The 22,215-nt window shown below is 66.4% G+C and carries 17 protein-coding genes; 5 read left to right on the forward strand and 12 right to left on the reverse strand.

Annotated features, from left to right (window positions below; genetic code table 11):
• The first annotated feature begins 74 nt into the window (after positions 1-74).
• Together P5W98_RS11640 and P5W98_RS11645 are read left to right on the forward strand one after the other, a co-directional pair.
• Positions 75-1,064: an ABC transporter ATP-binding protein gene (locus tag P5W98_RS11640; RefSeq protein ID WP_421024661.1), complete on the forward strand. Its 990-nt coding sequence runs from the start codon at positions 75-77 to the stop codon at positions 1,062-1,064.
• A complete protein-coding gene (locus P5W98_RS11645; protein WP_421025262.1) occupies positions 1,057-1,839 on the forward strand; it encodes a metal ABC transporter permease in 783 nt (260 codons plus the stop codon). The genes P5W98_RS11640 and P5W98_RS11645 overlap by 8 nt, the downstream gene beginning before the upstream one ends.
• A 148-nt stretch (positions 1,840-1,987) precedes the next feature.
• On the opposite strand, the gene fghA is transcribed toward P5W98_RS11645, so the two are convergent.
• Positions 1,988-2,833, reverse strand: a complete 846-nt coding sequence (fghA, locus tag P5W98_RS11650) for an S-formylglutathione hydrolase (protein WP_421024662.1) — start codon at positions 2,831-2,833, stop codon at positions 1,988-1,990.
• 118 nt (positions 2,834-2,951) lie between these two features.
• Positions 2,952-4,481: an FGGY family carbohydrate kinase gene (locus tag P5W98_RS11655; protein ID WP_421024663.1), complete on the reverse strand. Its 1,530-nt coding sequence runs from the start codon at positions 4,479-4,481 to the stop codon at positions 2,952-2,954.
• 661 nt (positions 4,482-5,142) lie between these two features.
• Between P5W98_RS11655 and P5W98_RS11660 the strand changes: the two genes are divergently transcribed.
• The gene (locus P5W98_RS11660; RefSeq protein WP_421024664.1) at positions 5,143-6,591 is read left to right on the forward strand and encodes a nucleobase:cation symporter-2 family protein; all 1,449 of its coding nucleotides are present in this window, start codon (positions 5,143-5,145) and stop codon (positions 6,589-6,591) included.
• A gap of 307 nt (positions 6,592-6,898) precedes the next feature.
• On the opposite strand, the gene P5W98_RS11665 is transcribed toward P5W98_RS11660, so the two are convergent.
• The 3 genes from P5W98_RS11665 to P5W98_RS11675 are packed head-to-tail and all read right to left on the reverse strand — an operon-like array spanning position 6,899 to position 13,007.
• A complete protein-coding gene (locus P5W98_RS11665; protein WP_421024665.1) occupies positions 6,899-8,440 on the reverse strand; it encodes an efflux transporter outer membrane subunit in 1,542 nt (513 codons plus the stop codon).
• Position 8,441: 1 nt separating this feature from the next.
• On the reverse strand, positions 8,442-11,711 hold the full coding sequence (locus tag P5W98_RS11670; RefSeq protein ID WP_421024666.1) for an efflux RND transporter permease subunit: 3,270 nt from the start codon (positions 11,709-11,711) through the stop codon (positions 8,442-8,444).
• Between the two features lie 15 nt (positions 11,712-11,726).
• Positions 11,727-13,007: an efflux RND transporter periplasmic adaptor subunit gene (locus P5W98_RS11675; protein ID WP_421024667.1), complete on the reverse strand. Its 1,281-nt coding sequence runs from the start codon at positions 13,005-13,007 to the stop codon at positions 11,727-11,729.
• 438 nt (positions 13,008-13,445) lie between these two features.
• Between P5W98_RS11675 and P5W98_RS11680 the strand changes: the two genes are divergently transcribed.
• A complete protein-coding gene (locus P5W98_RS11680; protein ID WP_421024668.1) occupies positions 13,446-14,096 on the forward strand; it encodes a TetR family transcriptional regulator in 651 nt (216 codons plus the stop codon).
• A gap of 87 nt (positions 14,097-14,183) precedes the next feature.
• Here the strand turns inward: P5W98_RS11680 and P5W98_RS11685 are convergent, their stop codons facing one another.
• Entirely contained in the window at positions 14,184-14,819 is a 636-nt protein-coding gene (locus P5W98_RS11685; RefSeq protein WP_421024669.1) for a cysteine hydrolase family protein, read from the reverse strand.
• Between the two features lie 224 nt (positions 14,820-15,043).
• Between P5W98_RS11685 and P5W98_RS11690 the strand changes: the two genes are divergently transcribed.
• On the forward strand, positions 15,044-16,084 hold the full coding sequence (locus tag P5W98_RS11690; protein WP_421024670.1) for a helix-turn-helix domain-containing protein: 1,041 nt from the start codon (positions 15,044-15,046) through the stop codon (positions 16,082-16,084).
• A gap of 33 nt (positions 16,085-16,117) precedes the next feature.
• Here P5W98_RS11690 and P5W98_RS11695 read toward each other — a convergent pair whose 3' ends face one another.
• The 6 genes from P5W98_RS11695 to P5W98_RS11720 form a co-directional block, all read right to left on the reverse strand.
• Positions 16,118-16,846 (reverse strand): CoxG family protein, encoded by a 729-nt coding sequence (locus P5W98_RS11695; protein WP_421024671.1) that lies wholly within the window; start codon positions 16,844-16,846, stop codon positions 16,118-16,120.
• A 96-nt stretch (positions 16,847-16,942) separates the two neighbouring features.
• Complete coding sequence (locus P5W98_RS11700) at positions 16,943-17,308, reverse strand: DUF427 domain-containing protein (RefSeq protein WP_421024672.1); 366 nt, start codon at positions 17,306-17,308, stop codon at positions 16,943-16,945.
• A gap of 221 nt (positions 17,309-17,529) precedes the next feature.
• Positions 17,530-17,976, reverse strand: a complete 447-nt coding sequence (locus P5W98_RS11705; RefSeq protein ID WP_421025263.1) for a carboxypeptidase regulatory-like domain-containing protein — start codon at positions 17,974-17,976, stop codon at positions 17,530-17,532.
• A 401-nt stretch (positions 17,977-18,377) separates the two neighbouring features.
• The gene (locus P5W98_RS11710; protein WP_421024673.1) at positions 18,378-19,871 is read right to left on the reverse strand and encodes a DegQ family serine endoprotease; all 1,494 of its coding nucleotides are present in this window, start codon (positions 19,869-19,871) and stop codon (positions 18,378-18,380) included.
• A gap of 138 nt (positions 19,872-20,009) precedes the next feature.
• Complete coding sequence (locus P5W98_RS11715; protein WP_421024674.1) at positions 20,010-21,311, reverse strand: ATP-binding protein; 1,302 nt, start codon at positions 21,309-21,311, stop codon at positions 20,010-20,012.
• Positions 21,312-21,339: 28 nt separating this feature from the next.
• Complete coding sequence (locus tag P5W98_RS11720) at positions 21,340-22,002, reverse strand: response regulator (protein ID WP_035532497.1); 663 nt, start codon at positions 22,000-22,002, stop codon at positions 21,340-21,342.
• Between the last annotated feature and the right edge of the window lie 213 nt (positions 22,003-22,215).

The raw sequence follows: 22,215 nt of genomic DNA on the forward strand, positions 1-22,215 counted from the left end.
ACACGGCAGCGGCGAAGCACAGGCCATACTGGCAACGATCCCCATAACGCAATCGACAGCAGGGAACAGAAGCGATGACCGAGGCCGCGCCCTCCTCTCACGTACACGCGTCGGCGCACCCAGCGCCCGCCGCCGGGCATCACGCGCACCACGGACACCGTGCGGCGCAGCCGGTGCTCACGCTCGCGGGCGTGACGCTCACGCTCGGCGAGCGCACGATCCTGCGCGGCGCCAACTTCGCGGTGAGCCAGGGCGAATTCATCGGCGTGCTCGGGCCGAACGGCGCCGGCAAGACCACGATGATGCGGGCGATCCTCGGCCTCGTGCCCGCCGCGCACGGCGCGATTCGCGTGCTAGGCGAACCCGTGGCGCGCGGTAATCCGAAGATCGGCTACATGCCGCAAACGCGCACCGCGCTGGCCAGCCGCCGCGTGCGCGGACGCGATTTCGTGGCGATGGCCGCCGATGGCCATCGCTGGGGCCTGCCGCGCGCCGACGCCGCCACGCGCGCCGACGTCGCGCGCGTGCTCGAACTGGTGGGCGCCGAAAAACTCGCCGACCGGCCGCTCTCGGAGCTGTCCGGCGGCGAGCGCCAGCGCCTGATGCTCGCGCAATGCCTGCTCGGCGACCCGAAGCTGCTGCTGCTCGACGAGCCGCTCATCAGTCTCGACCCGCACCACCAGCGCGGCGTGGTCGAACTCGTGCGCCGCGTGCAGCGCGAACTCGGCATCGCGGTGCTGTTCTCGGCCCACGAACTCAATCCGCTGCTGAACTCGCTCGACCGCGTGCTCTATCTCGGCAACGGCGTGGCGGCGCTCGGCAGCGTGGACGAAGTGATCACCGCGCCGGTGCTCTCGCGGCTCTATGGCTCGCCTATCGAAGTGATGCGCATGAGGGGCCGCATCTTCGTGATGTCGGGCGACGTCGAGGTCGAGAAGCACGACCACGAGCATGAGCACGACCACGACCACGCGCATGGCCATGGCCACGCACACGGCCATCACGCTCACCCCGATCACGACAACGACGACAACAACGCCCACGGCCATACCCACGATGCTTGAATACGATTTCATGGTGAACGCCTTCGCGGCGTCGGGCATTGTCGCGGTGCTCGCGGGCATCGTCGGCTACTTTCTGGTGATGCGCGGGCAGACCTTTGCGGGCCATGCGCTCTCGCACGTCGGCTTCACGGGCGCCACGGGCGCCGTGCTGCTCGGCATCTCGCCGATCTGGGGGATGGTGGGCTTCACGCTCGCCGCGGGCGTGTCGATGGGCGCGCTCGGCGAAAAACTCGCGGGCCGCGATGTGGCTATCGGCGTGGTCCTGTCGCTCGCGCTCGGCTTCGGCCTGCTGTTCCTGCATTACTTCACGTCGTTTGCCACCCAGGTCACGGCGCTCTTGTTCGGCAACGTGCTCGGCGTGGGCCGCGATACGCTCGGCGTGCTCGCCGCGCTGGCCGTGGCGAGTCTCGCCGCGCTCGCGGCCATCATGCGGCCGCTGCTGTTCGCCTCGCTGCAGCCGGAGCTGGCCGAGGCCAAGGGCGTATCGCTGCGTCTCGTCTCGGTGCTGTTCCTCGCCATCGCGGCGCTGGCCGTGGCCGCGTGCACGCAGATCGTGGGCGTGCTGCTCGTCTTCACGCTGATGGTGGGGCCCGCCGCCGCCGCGCAGAATCTCACCACGCGCCTTTCGGCGGGCCTCGCGCTCGCCGCGCTGCTCGCGCTCGCGCAGGCGTGGATCGGCGTGACGCTCGCCTACTACACCGACTGGCCGACGAGCTTCTGGATCACCGCGCTCGCGGCGCTCGTCTACGGCGCGAGCCTGATGGGCCGGCGCTGAGCGCAGGCTCAGATCTCGCCGTCACCCCGATGAAGCGCAAGCGGCGCGTCGCGTCGGGCCGCGCGCCGCCCGCCTCGCTGGCGCGCATGACATGCAAAGAAAACGGGCCTCGACGCGCAGCGTGGAGGCCCTTGTCACACGGGGTGAGTTACTTCGCGAGCACCCGCGCGTGATACGCCAGATGGTCCTCGATAAAGCTCTGGATGAAGAAGTAGCCGTGATCGTAGCCTTCGTGACGGCGCAGCGTGAGCGGCTGCCCCGCCGCCTTGCACGCGGCTTCGAACACATCCGGGTTCAACTGGTTCGGCAAGAACGAGTCGGCCATGCCCTGATCGACGAGGATGCCGGCTTCGAACTTGCGCGCGGCCTTGCCCACCAGTTCGCTTGCGTCGTATTGCTTCCACGCTTCGCGGTCGTCGCCCAGATAGCCGGAGAACGCTTTCTCGCCCCACGGGCAGCGCGTGGGCGCTGCGATCGGTGCGAATGCCGACACCGAGCGATAGATATCGGGGTTGCGCAGCGCGAGCATCAACGCGCCATGCCCGCCCATCGAATGACCGAAGATGCCGAGCCGCGCGCCGTCCACGGGCAGGTTCTCCGTCACGGCCTCGCGCAGTTCGTCGCGCACGTACGAGTACATGCGCCAATGCTTCGACCACGGCTCGCGCGTGGCGTCGACGTAGAAGCCCGCGCCCACGCCGAAGTCCCAGGCCTCGGCTTCGCCGGGCACGTTCGCGCCGCGCGGGCTCGTGTCGGGCGCGATCAGCGCGATGCCGTGCTGCGCGGCGAAGCGCTGCGCGCCCGCCTTGATCGGGAAAGTCTCTTCGGTGCAGGTCAGACCCGCCAGATAAAACAGTCCCGGCACCTTGCGCTCGCGCGCCTGGGGCGGCAGGAACACCGAAAAGCGCATCGGCAGGCCGATCGTTTTCGAGTCGTGTTTGTAGATGCGCTGCACGCCGCCATAACAAGCGTGTTCTTCAATCTGGTCCAGCATCTCTAGCCCTCGCTATTGGGATTGGACAACCGGGCGAATCGATTCGCCCTTCTTCAACAGGTCGATGCCGATCTTACCTTTCCCGTGAGATCCGGCACGAAGGGAACCGCGCGGCCCGTTACGGCATCGGCGCGAACCATGTGCGCACGCGGACATACAGATCGATGAAGCGCGCGTAGCGCTGCGCGAGCGCGGCGTCGGCGTGCGGCTGCGCCACACAGGTCGCGGCGGGCGCGAGCGCCGCGAGTTCGTCCATGCGCCAATGGCCGCAGGCGACGCCGCCCAGCAGCGCCGCACCACGCGCAGCCGCATTCGGGCAATCGATCGCATCGAGCCGCGCGCCCAGCACGTCGGCGAGCAATTGACGCCAGCGCGCATCGACGGAACCGCCGCCCGCGAGCTTGAGCACGGTGATCGGCGCTGGCGGCGAACCCGCGCCATCGACATGGCTCGCACGGCTCGCGTCAGCCCCGTCCTGCGGCGCGCCACGCAACGCGTCGAGCCCCGCGCGCAACGCAAACGCCACGCCTTCGAACGCGGCGCGCATGAGCACGCCGCGCGTGTCACCGAGGCCCGCGCCGAGCCAGCCGCCGCGCGCTTCGGGATCGAGCCACGGCGAGCGCTCGCCGCTCAGGTACGGCAAAAAGGCGAGCGTCTGCGACGGTGGCGCGGCAAAGGCCTCTGCATAAGCCTCGGCCCAATCGCAGGACAGCCAGCCGCGCGCTGCTTCGAGCGCCACACCCACGTTCTGCATCGCGGCCATTGCATACCAGCCGCCGCTCGCCGACCGATAGCGATGCAGGCCGCGCCGGGCAGGCGGCTCAACGCTCGATGTGACGACGATCTGGCCACCCGTGCCGGTGGTCAGCAGCGCATCGCCGTCTTCGCGCAGGCCACTGCCGAGCGCCGCGCACGGCGTGTCGCCGGCGCCTGTGGCAAGCACGATGCCCGCAGGCAGGCCGAGGGCGCGCGCGGCGTCTGCGCACAGCGTGCCGCTAGCCGCCGCCGATGGCGCGAGCGGCGCGAACCAGCGCGCCGGCAAGCCGAGCCGCTCGATCAGCGCCAAGTCCCACGCACCGCCTGGCGCGGCAAGCGCAGTCGCGCAGGCATCGGACGGATCGGCCACGAAGGCCTCCCGCGCCGAACCCGCAAGCCGCACGCGCAGCCAGTCCTTCGGCTGCAACGCCCAGCGCGTGGCGTCGGCTATCGCGCGCTCGTGCAGCGTCAGCCAATAGAGCAATGGCCCCGCCATGCCGGGCGCGACCGGATTCGGCTGCGGATGCTCCACGTTATCGTGCGAAGAGCCGGGCCACGCCTCGAGCAACGCGCGCGCCCGCGTGTCGGGCCACAGCATGGCGCGACGCAGGGCATGGCCCGCTGTATCGACCGGCACGACGCCATGCATCTGGCCGGAGAAGCCGATTGCGCGCACCCTCGCGCGCTCGGCCCCGGGCAGACGCCCGCACGCCAGCACGAGCGCGTCCCACCAGCGCTCGACGTCGATCTCGGCCCAGCCGGGCTGCGGCGTCTCCAGCGCATACGCGGCGCTGGCCGCGGCACGCTCGGCCCCCGCTTCATCGACAATGGCGACTTTGAGCGAACCGGTGCCGAGGTCGATACCGAGAAAGCGGGACGGCATTGCATTCATACGAAATAGCCCGGAAACATAATCAAGATTGGCGCGCGCCGCTCATCGAACACGACAAGCCGCGGCAGCAGTAAAAGACGATAAAAAAGCGCATGATGACAGCGCGAAATTCATGGTCGGAGACGGGGTCTAGAACGGCGCTGGAGAGGATAACCGGTGGTCTCGCGGAGGGTCCCGCGGGCGCCTCGAAATGATCCCGTTTACAGGTATTCGCGGGTTAACCCGAGGGACTTTTGCGACAAGCAAAATGTGGCACATGCGGAAAGCGAAATATAGATCATAATGAATCGCCCATATATTTCCGGGGCGACTGACATCTGGTGTCCCCCGACATCGCTCCCTTCATGTGCGACTACCTGAGCCCCGTACTCATCACAGCCGAAGCGACGCAATAGCGACTAACGCCTGAAACCACCTGAAAACCGGCCCCAACGCTGCGTCAGAACGTCGCATGTGTACTCATACGATGCGCCGCAGCATCGTCATACGGGCTAGCACCGTCCTCCACATAGTCTGATCGTACCCTGATAGGGGGATCCGCGCGCCCCACGCGCATATCGCCCCCGGAAAGCACGGAATAGTCCCCAGTGGTCTTGCTGCTTCTTTTCGTCGCGAATACCTTGGAGGCCATATTTTGAAACCAAAGACGGAGAGAGACGACATGCAATCCCAGGGTACCCAAACCCAGGCTCGGAGCCAGGTTCACCCGGTAGACGAGCGCCTGCCGTTCGGCCAACTTCTCACGCTCGGAATCCAGCACGTTCTCGTGATGTATGCGGGTGCGGTGGCCGTGCCGCTCATCGTCGGGGGCGCCGTGGGACTGCCGAAGGATCAAGTGGCGTTCCTCATCAGCGCCGACCTGTTCGCCTGCGGCATTGCAACACTGATCCAGACGCTCGGCCTCTGGATCTTCGGTATCCGCCTGCCCGTCATCATGGGTTGTACGTTTGCCTCGGTCGGCCCGATGATCGCCATCGGCACGAACCCCTCGCTGGGCATTCTCGACATCTTCGGCTCGACCATCGCCGCCGGTGCGATAGGCATCGTGATCTCACCGATGATCGGCAAGCTGCTGCGCTTCTTCCCGCCTGTCGTGGTGGGCACGGTGATCGCGGTGATCGGCCTCTCGCTCATGGAAGTGGGCATCAACTGGGCAGCTGGCGGCGTAGGCAATCCGAGCTACGGTGATCCGGTCTATCTCGGCCTGTCGCTCGTCGTGCTGATGCTGATTCTCCTGATCAACAAGTTCGGCCGCGGCTTCATCGCCAACATCTCGGTGCTGCTCGGCATCGTGGCAGGCTTCGCGATCGCGATGGCGCTTGGCCGCGTGAACCTCGATGGCGTGTCGCACGCACAGTGGATGGGCTTCGTGATGCCGTTCCACTTCGGCCTGCCGAAATTCCACATCCTGCCGATCGCAACGATGGTGATCGTGATGTTCGTGACCTTCATCGAGTCGACGGGCATGTTCCTCGCCGTAGGCGACATGGTGGATCGTCCGGTCGACCAGGCAACGCTGGTGCGCGGTCTGCGCGTCGACGGTCTGGGCACGATGATCGGCGGCATCTTCAACTCGTTCCCGCATACCTCGTTCTCGCAGAACGTCGGCCTCATCGGCGTGACGGGCGTGAAGAGCCGCTTTGTGTGCGCAACGGGCGGCGTGATTCTGGTGGCGCTCGGCCTGTTCCCGAAGATGGCTCAGGTTGTTGCTTCGGTGCCCCCGTTCGTGCTGGGCGGCGCGGGCCTCGTGATGTTCGGCATGGTGGCTGCGAACGGCATCAAGGTTCTCTCGAAGGTCGACTTCGTGAAGAACCATCACAACCTGTTCATCGTCGCCGTGAGCGTGGGCTTCGGTCTCGTGCCGGTGGTCTCGCCGAAGTTCTTCTCGCAACTGCCGCCGGCGCTCTCGCCGCTGCTGCATAGCGGCATTCTGCTGGCCTCGGTTTCGGCCGTGGTCCTGAACCTGATTTTCAACGGCGCAAAGAGCGAAGCAGCCGCAGAACACGACATCCACCAGGTCGGCCACGACTTCGACGGCACCCAGTCGAACGAAAGCGAGCATGGCTCGACGGAAGCAGGACAAGGCATGCCGCGCACGGCAGCACACTGAGTCGACGCGAGAGGCGCCCCGGCCGGATGATAGACATGCGCGCCGGGGCCTTTTGCTGGTTTGGCGTCACGGGAAACCGTGACGCCTTTTTTGTTTTTGGGCGGCGTTATCGCCCGATGCGCGGAGCAGCGGCCAGGCGGCATCGAAGACGCCCCGCCCTGCCGCATGCAATTCACTGTCCAATGCCCGCTGCCGAGTGCTCGGAGTTGCCTGCCCGGGCTTCCCGAATGCACTCGAAAAAAAAGCCACGGTCTCCCGTGGCTTTTATCGTTCGTACCACGTAAAACGCGGTCCGTGCTCACATGGCTCAACCCGCCGGCGCCGAAGCCGCCGCCGGTGCGCTGGCTGCGCCGTAATCGACCGGCGCATCGGCCGGACGCGGCGCCTCGCCCGCGTGCTCGATCCAGCCGCCGCCCAGCGCGCGATACAGATCGACGAGGTTGGTCAGCCGCGCGAGCCGCGCCGTGACGAGTGCCTGCTGCGACTGGTACAGGCTGGTCTGCGCGGCCAGCACCGGCAAATAGCTGTCCACGCCGTTCTTGTAGCGCAGTTCCGAGAGATCGAGCGTGCGCTGGTTTGCGAAGGTGCTGCGCTGGAGCGCCCCGATCTGCTGATCGTAGGTGCCGCGCGCCGCGAGCCCATCGGCCACTTCGCGGAACGCCGACTGGATTGCCTTCTCGTAGTTGGCGATTTCGATGCGCTTCTCGACGTGCGCGAGATCGAGATTCGCGATGTTCGCGCCGCCTTCGAAGATCGGCATCGTGATCTGCGGCGCGAAGCTCCACGCCGCCGTGCCCGCCTTGAAGAGCCCCCCGAGCGAGAGGCTTTCGGTGCCGAACGCCGCCGTGAGCGAGACCTTCGGGAAGAACGCTGCGCGCGCCGCGCCAATATTGGCGTTCGCCGCGAGCAGGTTCTGCTCGGCCTCCATGATGTCCGGACGCCGCGTAAGCAGGTCCGAAGGCAACCCCGCCGGGATATCGGTCAGCAGGTTCTGGCTGCCGAGCGGCAGGCCCGGCGCGAGATCGGCCGGCAGCGGCTCGCCAATCAGCAGCACGAGCGCGTTCTCGGCCTGCGCGCGGGCGCGCAGTTGCGCCTGCAGGTTGGCCTGCGCGTTTTCCACGACGGTCTGCGCCTGGCGCAGATCGAGTTCGGTGCCGGTGCCGGTGTCGAACTGCGCCTTCGCGATGTTGTACGAATCCTGCGCCGTCTTGAGGGTGTCCTGCGTGACCTTCAGCAAGTCGTCGTCGGCGAGCATCGCCAGGTACTGGTCGGCGACCTGAGAAACGAGCGAGATCTCCGCCGCCTTGCGCGCCTGCGCCGTTGACAGGTATTGCGCGAGCGCCTGGTCCTTCAGGCTGCGGATGCGCCCCCAGAAGTCGATTTCCCAGGATGCCTGCAAGCCCACGTTGTAGACGCTGGACGGATTCGGTTGCAGCGGCGAGGACAGCAGATCGTTCGGCACGCGCGAGCGCTTCTCGGTGGCCACGCCGTCGATGGCCGGGAACAGCGCGGAGCGCGTGATCTGATACTGCGCGCGCGCCGCCTCGACGTTGAGCACCGAGACGCGCAGGTCGCGGTTGTTCTTCAGCGCGATCTCGACCAGCTGCTGCAGGCGCGGATCGACGAAGAAGTCGCGCCAGCCGATGTCGGCGGCCGCGACGCCGTTGGCGCTGCGCCCGGGCTGGCCGCTGTCGCCAGTCACGCCGGGCTGCGTCGCGTAGACGCCGCCCTGCGGGAAGTCCTGCGACACCGGCGCGTCCGGCCGCTGATAGTGCGGCTCCATCGTGCAACCCGCGAGAACAGCGGTGGCCACTGCGGCGGCCACTGCAATTACGGATAGTTTATGCATCTCAATGTCCTTCCTTGCCCTGGCCGTTGCCGCCGCCGCTGTTGCCGCCGCCGCCATTGCCACCACTATTCGCGCCGCCCTTGCCATCATTGCCGCCGTTCTCGTCGTCATGGTCGTGCGCGTGGTGCTCTTCGTAATGCGCAAGCGCCGTGTCGGCGTCTTCCTTCTCGCCGGCGAACTTCGCGCGGATCACCACGAAGAACATCGGGATCATGAAGATCGCGAGGAACGTCGCGGTGATCATCCCGCCGATCACGCCCGTGCCGATCGCGTGCTGCGATGCCGAGCCCGCGCCGTTACTGATCGCGAGCGGCAGCACGCCGAGAATGAACGCCATCGAGGTCATCAGAATCGGCCGCAGACGCAGTCGAGAAGCTTCGAGCGCCGCTTCGATCGGTCCGATCTTCCCGTCGGCCTGCAAATCTCGCGCGAACTCCACAATCAGAATCGCGTTCTTCGCCGAGAGACCGACGGTGGTTAAGAGCCCCACCTGGAAGAACACATCGTTTTCGAGGCCGCGCAGCGTCACCGCGAGCAGCGCGCCGAGCACGCCGAGCGGCACCACCATGATGACCGCGAACGGAATCGACCAGCTCTCATAGAGCGCCGCGAGACACAGGAACACGACGAGGATCGAGATGCCGTAGAGAATCGGCGCCTGCGAACCCGACTGAATTTCCTGGAACGACAGGCCCGTCCACTCGTAGCCGATGCCCGCGGGCAGCTTCGCCGCGATCTGCTCCATGGCCGTCATGGCCTGGCCCGTCGACTTGCCCGGGGCCGCCTGACCCTGGATTTCCATCGCCGAGATGCCGTTATAGCGCTCGAGCTTGGGCGAGCCATACGTCCAGTGGCCGCTCGCGAACGCGCTGAACGGCACCATCCCGCCCGAGCCGTTGCGCACGTACCAGATGTTCATATCGTCTGGCGTCATGCGGAACGGTGCGTCGGACTGCACGTACACCTTCTTGATACGACCGTCCGTATCGAGGAAGTTGTTCACGTACTGCGACGCCCACGCGATCGAGAAGGTCTGGTCGATCGCAGCCGACGTCACGCCGAGCGCATTCGCCTTCTCGCGGTCGATGTCCACCTTGTACTGCGGCGTGTCGTTCAGGCCGTTCGGGCGCACGACCGCGAGCGACGGATCCTTCGCCGCCATGCCGAGCAGCATGTTGCGCGCTTCCATCAGCTTCTCGTGGCCGAGACCGCCGCGGTCCTGCAACTCGAAGTCGAAGCCCGAGGCCGTGCCCAGTTCAGGAATCGAAGGCGGATTCACCGGGAACACCATCGCGTCCTTGTAGCCCGCGTAGTGCGCGAACATGCGGTGCACCAGCGCCTGCACCTTCTGGTCCGCGTGCTGGCGCTCCTTGTAGTCCTTGAGCCTCACGAACGCGAGGCCCGAGTTCTGGCCGCGGCCCGCGAAGCTGAAGCCGTTCACCGTGAACACCGACTCGACGATGCTGCCTTCGTCCTTGAGCAGGTAATCCGTGATGTTGGCGAGCGTGCGCGCCGTGGTTTCCTGGGTCGAGCCCGAGGGCGTCTGCACGATCACGAACATCGTGCCCTGGTCTTCATCGGGCAGGAACGACTTCGGCAGGCGCACGAACAGCAGCCCGACCGCGACGATCAGCGCGAGATAGATGATGAGCCAGCGGCCCGAGCGCTTGATGACGTGATACACGCCGCTGTGATACTTGTCGCGACTCGTCTCGAAGGTGCGGTTGAACCAGCCGAAGAAGCCCTTCTTCTCTTCGTGGTGGCCCTTCGGGATCGGCTTGAGAATGGTCGCGCACAGCGCCGGCGTGAGAATCAGCGCGACGAGCACGGACAGCACCATCGCCGCCACGATCGTGAGCGAGAACTGCCGGTAGATGGCGCCCACCGAGCCGCCCGAAAACGCCACCGGCACGAACACCGCGGAGAGCACGAGCGCCACGCCCACGAGTGCGCCGGTGATCTGGCCCATCGCCTTCCTGGTCGCTTCCTTCGGCCCCAGGCCCTCTTCCACCATCACCCGCTCGACGTTCTCCACCACCACGATGGCATCGTCCACGAGCAGGCCGATGGCGAGCACGAGGCCGAACATCGAGAGCGTATTGATGGAGAAGCCCACCATCCCCATGATCGCGAACGTGCCCAGCAGCACCACCGGCACCGCGATGGTCGGAATCAGCGTGGCGCGCAGGTTCTGCAGGAACAGGTACATCACGAGGAACACCAGCACGATGCCTTCGAGCAGCGTCTTGATCACTTCCTCGATCGACAGGCGCACGAACGGCGTGGTGTCGTACGGGTACTGCACGACGAGACCGTGCGGGAAGTACTTCGAGAGGCTGTCGATCTTCTGGCGCACGAGCTTCGCGGTCTGCAGCGCGTTGGCGCCCGTCGCGAGCTGAATGCCGAGGCCCGCAGTAGGCGCGCCGCTGTACTTCGTATCGAAGTTATACGTTTCGCCGCCGAGCGCAATTCGCGCCACGTCCTTCAAGCGCACCTGCGAGCCGTCCTGGTTCACCTTCAGCAGGATGTTGCCGAACTGCTCGGGCGTGCGCAGCAGCGTCGATTCGGTGATGGTCGCCTGGAACGCCTGCCCCGCCACCGACGGCGTGCCGCCCAGCTGGCCGCCCGCGATCTGCACGTTCTGCGCGCTGATCGCGGCCGAGACGTCCGATGGCGTGAGGTTGTAGTTCGTGAGCTTGTTCGGATCGATCCAGATGCGCATCGCGTACTGCGAGCCGAACAGCGTCACCGTACCCACGCCGTCGATACGGCTGATCGGGTCCTTCACGTTCGACGCCACGTAGTTCGCGAGGTCGTACTTGCTCATGCTGCCGTCTTGCGACACGAACGCGAGCACGAGCAGGAAGCTGCTGCTCGACTTCGTGACGCTGATGCCCAGCTGCTGCACCACCTGCGGCAGGACCGGCGTGGCGAGCTGCAGCTTGTTCTGCACCTGCACCTGCGCGATGTCCGGATTGGTGCCGGCGGCGAAGGTCAGCGTGATAGTGGCCGTGCCCGAGTCATCGGAAGTGGACGAAAGATACAGCAAGTGGTCGAGACCGCTCATCTGCTGCTCGATCACCTGCGTGACCGTGTCTTCCACCGTCTTGGCCGATGCGCCCGGATAATTCGCGCTGATCTGAATGGAGGGCGGCGCGATGGTCGGATACTGCGCGACCGGCAGCGTGAACACCGACGCCACGCCCGCCAGCATCAGGATGATGGCGATCACCCATGCAAAAATCGGGCGATCGATAAAGAACTTTGCCATGAAGCAGGCTCCCTGTTATTGCGCAGCGGAAGCAGCGGGTACGGAGGCAGCGTGAGCCGCCGATGCGCCGGCTCCGGATGCCCCCGAAGCGCCGCTCGCGCCCGCGAGACCCGCAGCCGTCGCCTGGTCCGCCGAAGGCGCGCCTGGCGGCGGCGGCGGCGGCAGATGCGCATCGACCGCCTTCACCGTTGCGCCCGGGCGAACCTTCTCGGTGCCCTGCACGATCACGCGGTCGCCCGCGTTCAGGCCGCTTTCTACGATCCAGTCCTGGCCCTGCGTACCCGACGTGACAATGACGTGCGGCACGACCTTGTTGTCCTTGTCGACGAGCAGCACCGTGGCCTGGCCCTTCTGGTCGTGCTGCACGCCCACCTGCGGCACGAGGAACGCGTGCTCGTTGGTGCCTTCGTCGATGCGCGCGCGCACGAACATGCCGGGCAGCAGCACGCGGTCGGGGTTCGGGAACAGCGCGCGGATCGTGACCGAGCCGGTGGTCTGGTCGACCGTGACGTCGGTGAACTGGAGCTTGCCCTGCTGCGAGTAGGTGCGGCCGTCTTCGAGCACGAGTGAGACCTTGGCCGCGTCGGGCCCATTGGTCTTCAGGCGCCCCGCTTCGACGGCGCGGCGCAGCTTCAGGCCGTCGAGGCTCGACTGCGTGAGGTCCACGTATACCGGGTCCATTTGCTGCACGGTGGACATCAGCGTCGCCTGGCTCGCCTGCACGTAGGCGCCCGGCGTGACCTGCGAAATACCGACCTTGCCGGTGATCGGCGAGACCACGTCGGTGTAGCCAAGGTTGATCTGCGCGGTGTCGACCGCGGCCTTGCCCGCATCGACATCGGCCTGTGCCTGGCCTTGCGCGGCCACGGCGTTGTCGTAGTCCTGCTTGCTGACCGCGTTGGCCGCGACGAGCACCTTGTAGCGCGCGACGAGCGCGTTCTGCGTGACGAGATTCGCCTTCGCCTTCGCGAGCGAGGCCTTGGCGTTATTGAGGATGGCGATGTACGGCGCCGGGTCGATCTTGTACAGGCGCTGGCCCGCCTTCACGACTGAACCCTCGGTGAATTCGCGGCGCAGCACGATGCCGTCGACCCGCGCGCGCACCTGCGCGACGAGGAAGGCATTGGTGCGGCCCGGCAGTTCGGTCACGACAGGCACGGACGTGGGCTGGACGGCGATCACGCCGACTTCGGGGGTTTGCGGCGGCGGAGCGGTGTTTTTTTGCCCGCACGCTGCGAGCACTACGGCAGCCGTCGCGAAGGTGATTAGGCGGAATGGAACCCGTTCGACGCGCATGGAGCAACCTCTGTCTATAACTGACAATAAAAGCGTGCGGCGTTCTTCCTTCGTGAGGAAGAACGGCGGCACACGCCAGCATCTGCAATAACTGACGGATAACCCGGTGCTTCAGGAATGGCGCGATACCGGTTTGCACAACATCCGTCCGGGCGACTTCGTTTTGGCGCACAACGTAAGCAAACGGCGCGCACTGGGGTTTCTACGACTAGTGGCCAGTGACGGATATTAACCGGACATCAATTCTTGAGGCATCCAGGTGGTGGGGTGGTATTATAGATACATTCGCGAATGAATGTATAAGAACAAATCGTTCCGATTCCGAGGCTGCATAAGAGCGTTCGGCACACGACGTGTGTATTACAAATTAATACATTGCTGATCCGGCTCTTATATGCTTTCTTTCCCCGATAACCCACATATTGAGCAGTAACCTCCATGGTCCGACGCACGAAAGAGGAAGCGCTGGAGACGCGCAACCGCATTCTCGATGCCGCAGAGCACGTCTTTTTCGAAAAAGGCGTATCGCGCAGCTCGCTCGCCGACATCGCCCAGGCCGCCGGCGTCACGCGCGGGGCGATCTACTGGCATTTCGAGAACAAGGGCGACCTCTTTACCGCCATGTTCGACCGCGTGGTGCTGCCGCTCGACGAGATGAAGGCGGCCACGGTCGACCCGGACGAGCCCGACCCGCTCGGGCGCATCAAGGACCTGTGCGTGCTGTGCCTGCGCGACACCGCCACCGACGCGAAGCGCCGGCGCGTGTTCGAGATCCTGTTTCTGAAGTGCGAGTTCGTGGAGGAAATGGGCCCGGTCATGGCGCGCCATCAGGGCAATATGCGCGAGGGCCTCGTGCGCATCGAGGAAGGCTTGCGCAACGCGATGTCCAAGGGGCAGTTGCCCGCCGATCTCGACGCCCCGCGCGCGACGCGCGTGCTGCACTCGTTCATCACCGGCGCGCTGCGCGACATGGCGATCCTGCCCGATATGTTCGACGTGGCGCACAACGCGGAGCGGCACGTCGAGGCCATGCTCGACGCGCTGCGCTACAGCCCGGCGCTGCGCGTCGCTCCGGCGGCGACGGAATAGCGGCCCGCCCGGGTGCGGCGGCCCGCGAGGACGCTCTGCCTCCGCCTGCCGGGATCAGTCCGGCATCAATCCGGCATCACTGCCATATCAAGCCGCCACCTGGCTGGCCCGCGCGCGCTGATTCGAGGCGTAAATGTTGTCGCGCTCCAGCGGCACGCCCGTTTCGAGCGCGGCAATCCAGGCATCGGTGCTCGCGACCGCCGCGAAGCGCGAGTGCATCACGACCTTGAACACGCGATGGATCTCCTCGGCACTCGCCGCGCCCGCCGCGTTTTCGTAGGGCACCGAGCCCGAGGCGTCCTCGAGGAACTCGACCGCGAGGCCCGCGTGCGTCGCATCGAACACCGTGGACGCGTCGCAGTTGTGCGTCATGTAGCCGGCAACGGCCAGCGTGTCAATGTGGTGCGCGGCGAGCCATGCGGAGAGATCGGTGCCCGCGAAGGCGCTCGGCAACGCCTTTTCCACGTAATGATCGCGCTGGCGCGAAGCCACCACGGGGTGCAGCTCGGCGCCGACGCTGCCGCGCGCGAACAGCGGCGACCCGACGGGCGCGAAGTTCTGCACCACCACGACCGGCACGCCAGCGGCGCGTGCGGCATCGATCGCGCGGCCCACGTTGGCGAGCGACGTCTGCACGTCCGGGTATTCGATCGGCAGGTCGCCGGTGACGTATTCGTTTTGCACGTCGATGATGATCAGCGCACGGCGGGGAGTTGCGGACATGGCGATACCTCCTTCTTCGATATGAGCCTGGCGAGAAAACCGGGGGAAATCCGGATGGAAACTCGATGGAATCCGCGGCCGGCCAGGCAACCCGGCTGCGATGGAGGCATTCTCGGGTGGCGCATCGGACGTGCACAGTGGCCCAAATGACAACTTTCGATAGAATTGGGCCAAACCTGGGCGAATGATACGTGCTCACTCCCCCCCGACTCGCAAGGCGATCGATGCCCACCGCTCCCCGTACCCCGACGCCGGCCACCGCACCCACCGCAACAGCGTCAACGACAACCCCAACGCCCGCAGCAGCGCCGGCCGCGCGCCGCATTGCCGTGGTCGCGTTCGATCGCATCATCCCGTTTCATCTCTCGGTGCCGTGCATCGTGTTTGGCGAACCGCGCCCCGAAGGCGGCGTGCCGCCGTTCGAGTTGATCGTCTGCGCCGCGGAACCGGGGCCGCTCGCGACGACGGCCGGCTTTACGATCGGCGCGTCCTGCGGCCTCGAAGCGCTCGAACACGCCGATGTGGTCGTCGTGCCAAGCTGGCGCGATGCCGAAGAAGTGCCGCCCGGCGCGCTGTGCGAAGCGCTGCGCGCGGCGCACGCACGCGGCGCGGTGCTCGTGGGCCTGTGTTTCGGCGCCTTCGTGCTCGCGCACGCGGGCTTGCTCGACGGCCGCCCGGCCACCACGCACTGGGCCGCCGCGGACGCCTTCGCGCGCCAGTTCCCGCAAGTGCGCTTCGATCCCGATGTCCTCTATGTCGACGACGGCGACATCCTCACTTCGGCGGGTACGGCAGCGGGTCTCGACTGCTGCCTGCATCTGCTGCGGCGCCTCGCCGGCACGCAGGCGGCCAACTACGTGGCGCGGCGGTTAGTGGTGCCGCCGCATCGCCAGGGCAGCCAGGCGCAGTACGTGCAGCAACCCGTGGCGGCGCGCGGGCGCGGCGACCGGCTCTCGAGCCTGCTCGACTGGATCCGCGCTCATCTCGACACGCCGCATACGCTCGACTCGCTTGCGCAGCGCGCGCTCATGAGCCGCCGCACCTTCACCCGCCAATTCCGCCTGACGACAGGCGCCACCGTGAGCGCGTGGCTGCTCGGCGAGCGGCTCGCCCGCGCGCAGCAACTGCTCGAAACCACCGACCAGCCGATCGACGCCATCGCGCAGGGCGCGGGCTTTGGTTCGGCCGCGTCGCTGCGCCAGCATTTCGTGGAGGCATTCAGGACCTCGCCGTCGGCATGGCGACGGGAGTTCCGGGGGACGTGAAAGAATGTGAGGGTGATGTGAAGCCGCGCCGCCTCAGCCTTCCGCAAGACGCCGCGCGACGTAAAACAGCAGCGCGACGAAAAAGATCATCGCGGCCCAAACCCAGTTCGGCATCACGTGCGGCGCAGGCTCGTGATGAAGCGTGCCCGCGGCGCGGCCCGAGAGCGTGCCGCCCGCTTGCGGGAGCAGATGCGCACGCCGCGCGACCGCCGCGAGATTGATGGGCCGCAAAAACACATGCTGACGCCGGGGCGCCTCGCCACGCGCGCGGTTCGGCGCCCGCCCATGCTTGGCCGCAACCACGGCGCAAAATTCGGTGAAGAACTCATCGGCGAGTTCGTGGAGCGCGTTTTCGATCTGACGCGGCGGCAGTTCGCCCAGCGGCCCGGTCAGCGTGGCCCACACCGAATAGTCGATGCGCGTGCTCGCGCCCTTGCCCATCGCGGCCGGTTCCTCCTCGCGCAGTGCGACGTCGATCTGGCCGCGCAGCGAACCGATGCCGTCGGCGCGCGCGCGAAAGCTCAGCACCCGGCGCGGCGTGAGCGGCACCGTCGCAACGTCGCTGGCGATGTGAGCGCGCACTTCGTAACGCGCGCGCAGCGGTCCGAGTGGCACGGTCAGCGTGATCGCATACTCGCCGGGGCCGAGCCGCCTGAACGACTCGCAATGCTCCAGACTCGCCCGCACGAGCGCGACCTCCTGCAGCGCCTGCCAGACGGCAGACGGCTCGAGCGGAATCCTCAACGCATCGTTCAGTTCCATGGCGGCTCCCCGGTGGCGGTTCGAGAAGTTCCTTCAGGTCGTTCGGCGGGTGAGAGCATCAAACGGCAATCAATAGTCGAGCGCTCGGGCGCTTTCTCAGGAGGTCTGATCGATGCGGTCCACGCGCCCGGCGTGAAACGCCAGATAAGCCTTGATGCCGCGCACCGCCTCGAGTGGCGTCTCGTAGCTCCATGCGGCGTCCTCGACGCAGCCATCCTCGGTGCGCAGGTGGTAAAAGGACGCCTTGCCCTTATGCGGGCAGGCTTCGGTGCGTGTGGAGCGTTCGAGCCGCGCCATGTTCACGTCGGCGCGCGGGAAGTAAAACACGTCCGGATTGCCGGTCTCGACGAGCGTGAGCGCCGCGAGCGTATCGGCAATCGTGATGCCGCCGTGGATCACGCGCACGCGGTGACGGTTCACGACGATGTCGATGCGATGGCCGGTATCCGGTTCGACCGTCATGGTCTGCTCCCTGAGCGATGGGCGCCGCCGCGCTTTCGCGCGGCGCCTCACCCGGCACGGCGTGCCGGTTCTATCGTCAACTTGCCGGCCCAGCCACGCCGGGGCGAAAAGGTCCGGTCGCGCGGCAGCGGTGCCAGGAAATTCACGGCAAGTCCGTGGTTTTCATTATCCGCGAAACTCCGGGGGCTTGCGCGAATTCGGCTGCCGCGTGCCGCCAGGGCTTACCAGATGAACGATGCGCGGGCGCTGCCATTCGAGCCCACCGTCACGGCACTGGTCTTGTCGATGCCGTTGTGGCTCGCGTGCACGGTATAGCGCCCCGGGCGCACGCGCACGAGCATGTACGGCCCGCGCGCAGTCGCATCGAGCACGCTCGCGCCACGGGCGTCGACGATCTGCACGCGCACGTCGGCAAGGAATTCGGCGCTGCGGTCGGTGAAGCGCAAGGAAAGCGGCCACTGCGACCGAGCCGCTTGCAGCGCCTTCGATTCGTCGAGGCCGACACCGCCCGACACGAACTCCACGCTGCCTTGCTGCTGCACTTGCGGCATGCCGCCGCCGTTGGTGTTGCCGGCGCTCGACATATCGGTGCTCGAACCGCCCACTGCGCCGTTCGCGGGATTCATGCCGTTCACTGCACCGTGGGCGCCGCCTTGCTGGGCTGGCATCGGCTGCATCGGCGCTTGCTGCGCTGGCATTTGCTGCATTGGTGCTTGCTGCATTGGTGCTTGCTGCATCGGCATTTGCTGCGCCGGCATTTGCTGCGCCGGCATTTGCTGCGCCGGCGCGTTCTCTTGCGGCATCGGCACCTGCTGCACCGGCGCGCTGCCTTGCTGCGCTGCCGCGACGCCCGCGAAACCGAGTGTCAGGGTCGCCGCAATCGCAACGATCGAAAGAACTGGACGCGTTTGATGGAACCTCTTCATCGTGAATGCTCCTTACAAATTGCCTCGGTATCGAACCGGCGCAAAATGCATGCCCAACTCGTGAGGCATGAACAACACGCTGAAAAGAAAACTACCGCCGGGGCGCGAAGCCCACGGCGGCAGTGAAAAAATAGGGTCCGCGCTCAGCCGAGATCGACCGGCACGAAGATCTGCGCGTCGTCGCGCTGAATCAGGAGTGCGATGCTGTTACCCGCTTGCGCGATCATCTGCTTGAGCTGGTCGGGGCTCGTCACTGCGCGGCCGTTCACCGCGAGAATCACGTCGCCGGGCTGGATGCCGGCATTTTCCGCGGCGCCGGACGCCTGCTCGACCAGCAAGCCGTGATCGATCGAGCCATTGCCCTTCTCTTGCGGCGAGAGCGGGCGCACCGCAACACCGAGGCGCCCCTGCATCTGCGACTGAGGCGTGTCGTTCGAGGCGAGCTTGCTGTCGGTGAGCGCGCCGATGGTCGCCGTGAAGTCCTTGGTCGACTTGTCGCGCCAAACCTGAATGTCGGCCTTCGTGCCCGGCTTCATGCCCGCGATCAGCGAAGGCAGGTCGACCGAATCGCCCACCGCCTGGCCGTTCACGGCAAGAATCACATCGCCGGGCTTCAGGCCCGCCTTCGCGGCCGGACCGCTTGCGTCCACCGAACTCACCAGCGCGCCGCGCGGCTTGTCCATGCCGAACGAGTCGGCGAGCGTCTGGTTCATCGACTGCACGGCCACGCCGAGGCGGCCGCGGCTCACATGACCGGTCTTGACGAGTTCGTCCTTGACCTTCATGGCCTCATTGATCGGGATTGCGAACGAAAGGCCCTGGAAGCCGCCCGTCTGCGAATAGATCATCGAGTTGATGCCGATGACTTCGCCCTGCAGATTGAACAGCGGGCCGCCCGAGTTGCCGGGGTTCACCGGCACGTCGGTCTGGATGAATGGCGTGTAGTTCTCGTCGGGCAGCGAGCGCGACTTCGCGCTGATGATGCCCGAGGTCACGGTGTTGTCGAAGCCATACGGCGAGCCGATCGCCACCACCCACTGGCCGACCTTGCTCTGGCGCGGGTCGCCGATCTTCACGGTGGGCAGATCCTTCGCGTCGATCTTGAGCACGGCGACGTCGGACTGCTTGTCCGCGCCCACGACCTTGGCCTTGAATTCGCGCTTGTCGGTGAGCTTCACGGTCACGACGTTCGCGCCGTCCACAACGTGCGCGTTCGTGAGAATGTAGCCGTCCGGGCTGATGACGAAGCCCGAGCCGAGACTCGAGCTAGGCGTGTCGGGCTGCATGCCGCCGCCGTCGCCGCCCATGCCGGGCACGCCGCCGTAGAAGTGCTTGAAGAACTGGTAGAACGGATCGCCCGGATCGATCGGCAGTTGCTGCGCCCCGCCGCGCATGGAGGCCTGCTTCACCACATGCTTCGCACTGATGTTGACGACGGCCGGGCCGTAGGTTTCCACGAGGCCCGAGAAGTCCGGAATGCCGGTCTTGGCAGCGGCCTCGGCGGGCATCATCGCGGCCTGCGCCGGGGTGATCACCTGCGGCGGCGGCACGTCGCGGCGCCCGGCCACATAGCCCGCCGACAACGCGACTGCAACGGCAATGGCCACGGCACTGCGGGTAAAGACTTTGGTATTCATAGCGGACTCCTTGCGCGGGATACTGTCACGACGTAACGAAGATTAAGCGCTATCGCTTAAAGGAGTCTTAAGCGGGGAACTTCGCCGCAAACGCCCGTGCACCGGGCGATTGCGGGATTTCCGAAATGACTCGCGATCTCAAAACCGCACGTCCACCCGCAACCCGCTCGCCGGCGAATCACCGAGCGTGATGGTGGCCTCGTGCTGGTCGGCAATGCGGCGCACGATCGCAAGACCGAGCCCCGTGCCCGATACGTCCGTTGGCGCGCGGCTCGCGCTCGCACCCACGCGATAAAAGCGATCGAACACGCGCGAGCGTTCGTCGACGGGAATGCCTGGCCCGCTGTCGTCGATGCGCACGAGCGGATGGCCATCGTCCACGATCAGGCTCACGTCCACGCGGCCACCCGCGGGCGTGTATTTCGTCGCGTTGTCGAGCAGGTTGTTGAACATCACGCGCAAGGCGTCGGCATCGCCATGCACGTGCGCGTCGACGCTCTCCTCGATGCCGAGATCCACGCCGCGCTGCTGCGCGAGCGGCGCATAGTTGAGCACGCAATCATCTAGCAGCGCATGCAGGTCGACGCTTTGCTCACGCGCGTGGCCGTCGGGCTCCGAGCGCGCGAGCGCAAGCAGTTGCTCGGCAAGACGCGTGGCGCGCGTCACGCCCGCTTGCAGATCGACGAGCGCTTCGCGGCGCGTTTCATCATCCCTTGCGCGCGCAACGAGTTGCGCCTGAATCTGCACCGCCGCGAGCGGCGTGCGCAGTTCGTGCGCGGCGTCGGCCACGAAGGCCTTTTGTGTATCGAGCGCCTGGGCAAGGCGTTCGAGCAGCGCGTTGAGCGCATGCACGAGCGGCATCACTTCACGCGGCAGGCGCTGCTCGGGCAGCGGCTCGAGCGCCTCGGGGTGGCGCGTATCGAGCGCGAGCGCCACGCGCGAAAGCGGCTTGAGTCCGCGCCCCACCACCTGCCACACGGCGAGCCCGAGGAACGGCAGCAGGACGATCAGCGGCCAGAGCGTGCGCAGCGCGACGTTTGCGGCGAGCCGGTTGCGCACCGTCATTGGCTGGGCGAGCTGCACGACGTTGTCGCCGACGATCGCGCCATAGACGCGCCAGTCGCCGCGGTCGGTGCGCTCGGTCGAAAAGCCGAGCTCCGCGCGCGGCGCGAGCGGCGCGCGCGGATGCGAGTAGTACATCAGCTCGCCGTTGCGGTTCCAGATCTGCAGAACGATGCCCTCGGTGCCGGTGTCGCGCGAGCTTAGAATCTCGTTGAACGGCTCGGAAGGCAGCGCAGCGGCAATCTCCTGCAACTGGTAATCGAACAGCTCATTGGCTTCGGCGAGCGCCTGGCGGTAGATCAGCCAGCCCGCGAGGCCCACGCCCGCGACCACGATCGCGAGCAGCCAGAACAGCAGTTGTCGTCGGATCGAACTCATTCGGAACTCATCAAGCGGGCGCTCGTCCTCACGCGTCTTTCGCGATCATGTAGCCGAGGCCGCGCACGTTGCGGATCAGGTCGGCGCCGAGCTTCTTGCGCAGCGCGTGGATGTAGACCTCGACCGTGTTGCTGCCGATCTCCTCGCCCCAGCCGTACATCTTCTCTTCGAGCTGGGTCTTGGAGAGCACCGCGCCGGGACGCGCGAGCAGCGCCTCCAGCAACGCGAACTCGCGCGCCGAGAGCGCGACGGGCGCGCCGTCCTGAGTCACCTGGTGCGAGGCGGGATCGAGCGTGATCGAGCCGTGGCGGATCGTGGACTCGCTGCGGCCCGACTGGCGGCGGATCAGCGCGCGCATGCGCGCGCCCAGTTCGTCGAGATCGAAGGGCTTGATGAGGTAGTCGTCGGCGCCGGCATCGAGACCTTTCACGCGGTCGGCGATGGCGTCGCGCGCGGTGAGGATCAGCACCGGCAGCGCCACGCCGCGCGCACGCAAGGTGCGCAGCACGTCGAGGCCATCGCGCTTGGGCAGCCCGAGATCGAGCAGGATCAGATCGTAGGAGTCGGCGCTCGCGACCGAGAGCGCGGCCTCGCCGTCCTCGACCCAGTCGACCGCGAAGCCTTCGCCGCGCAGCGCCTTGCGCACGCCCTCGGCGATCATGCGGTCATCTTCGACTAGCAGTATGCGCATCGTAATGAATTGGCAAGGCGGCGCTCGCGGCACCGCGCTTGAAGCTCGAAGTGAATGAAGATGGCTGCATTCTAGCGCCTCGCCCCGCACCACCCGCGAGAACGACGCGCGTGCATGGGTGGTCCAGCCCTGCGCCCGCGCGACCTTTTCCCACATTTCTCGCCGGCGATGCGCGCACGCCACGCGAGGTCTTTACAATGTGCGCTTTTGCGG

It is taken from the genome of Paraburkholderia sp. A1BS-2L (assembly GCF_051125205.1).
Lineage (GTDB): Bacteria > Pseudomonadota > Gammaproteobacteria > Burkholderiales > Burkholderiaceae > Paraburkholderia.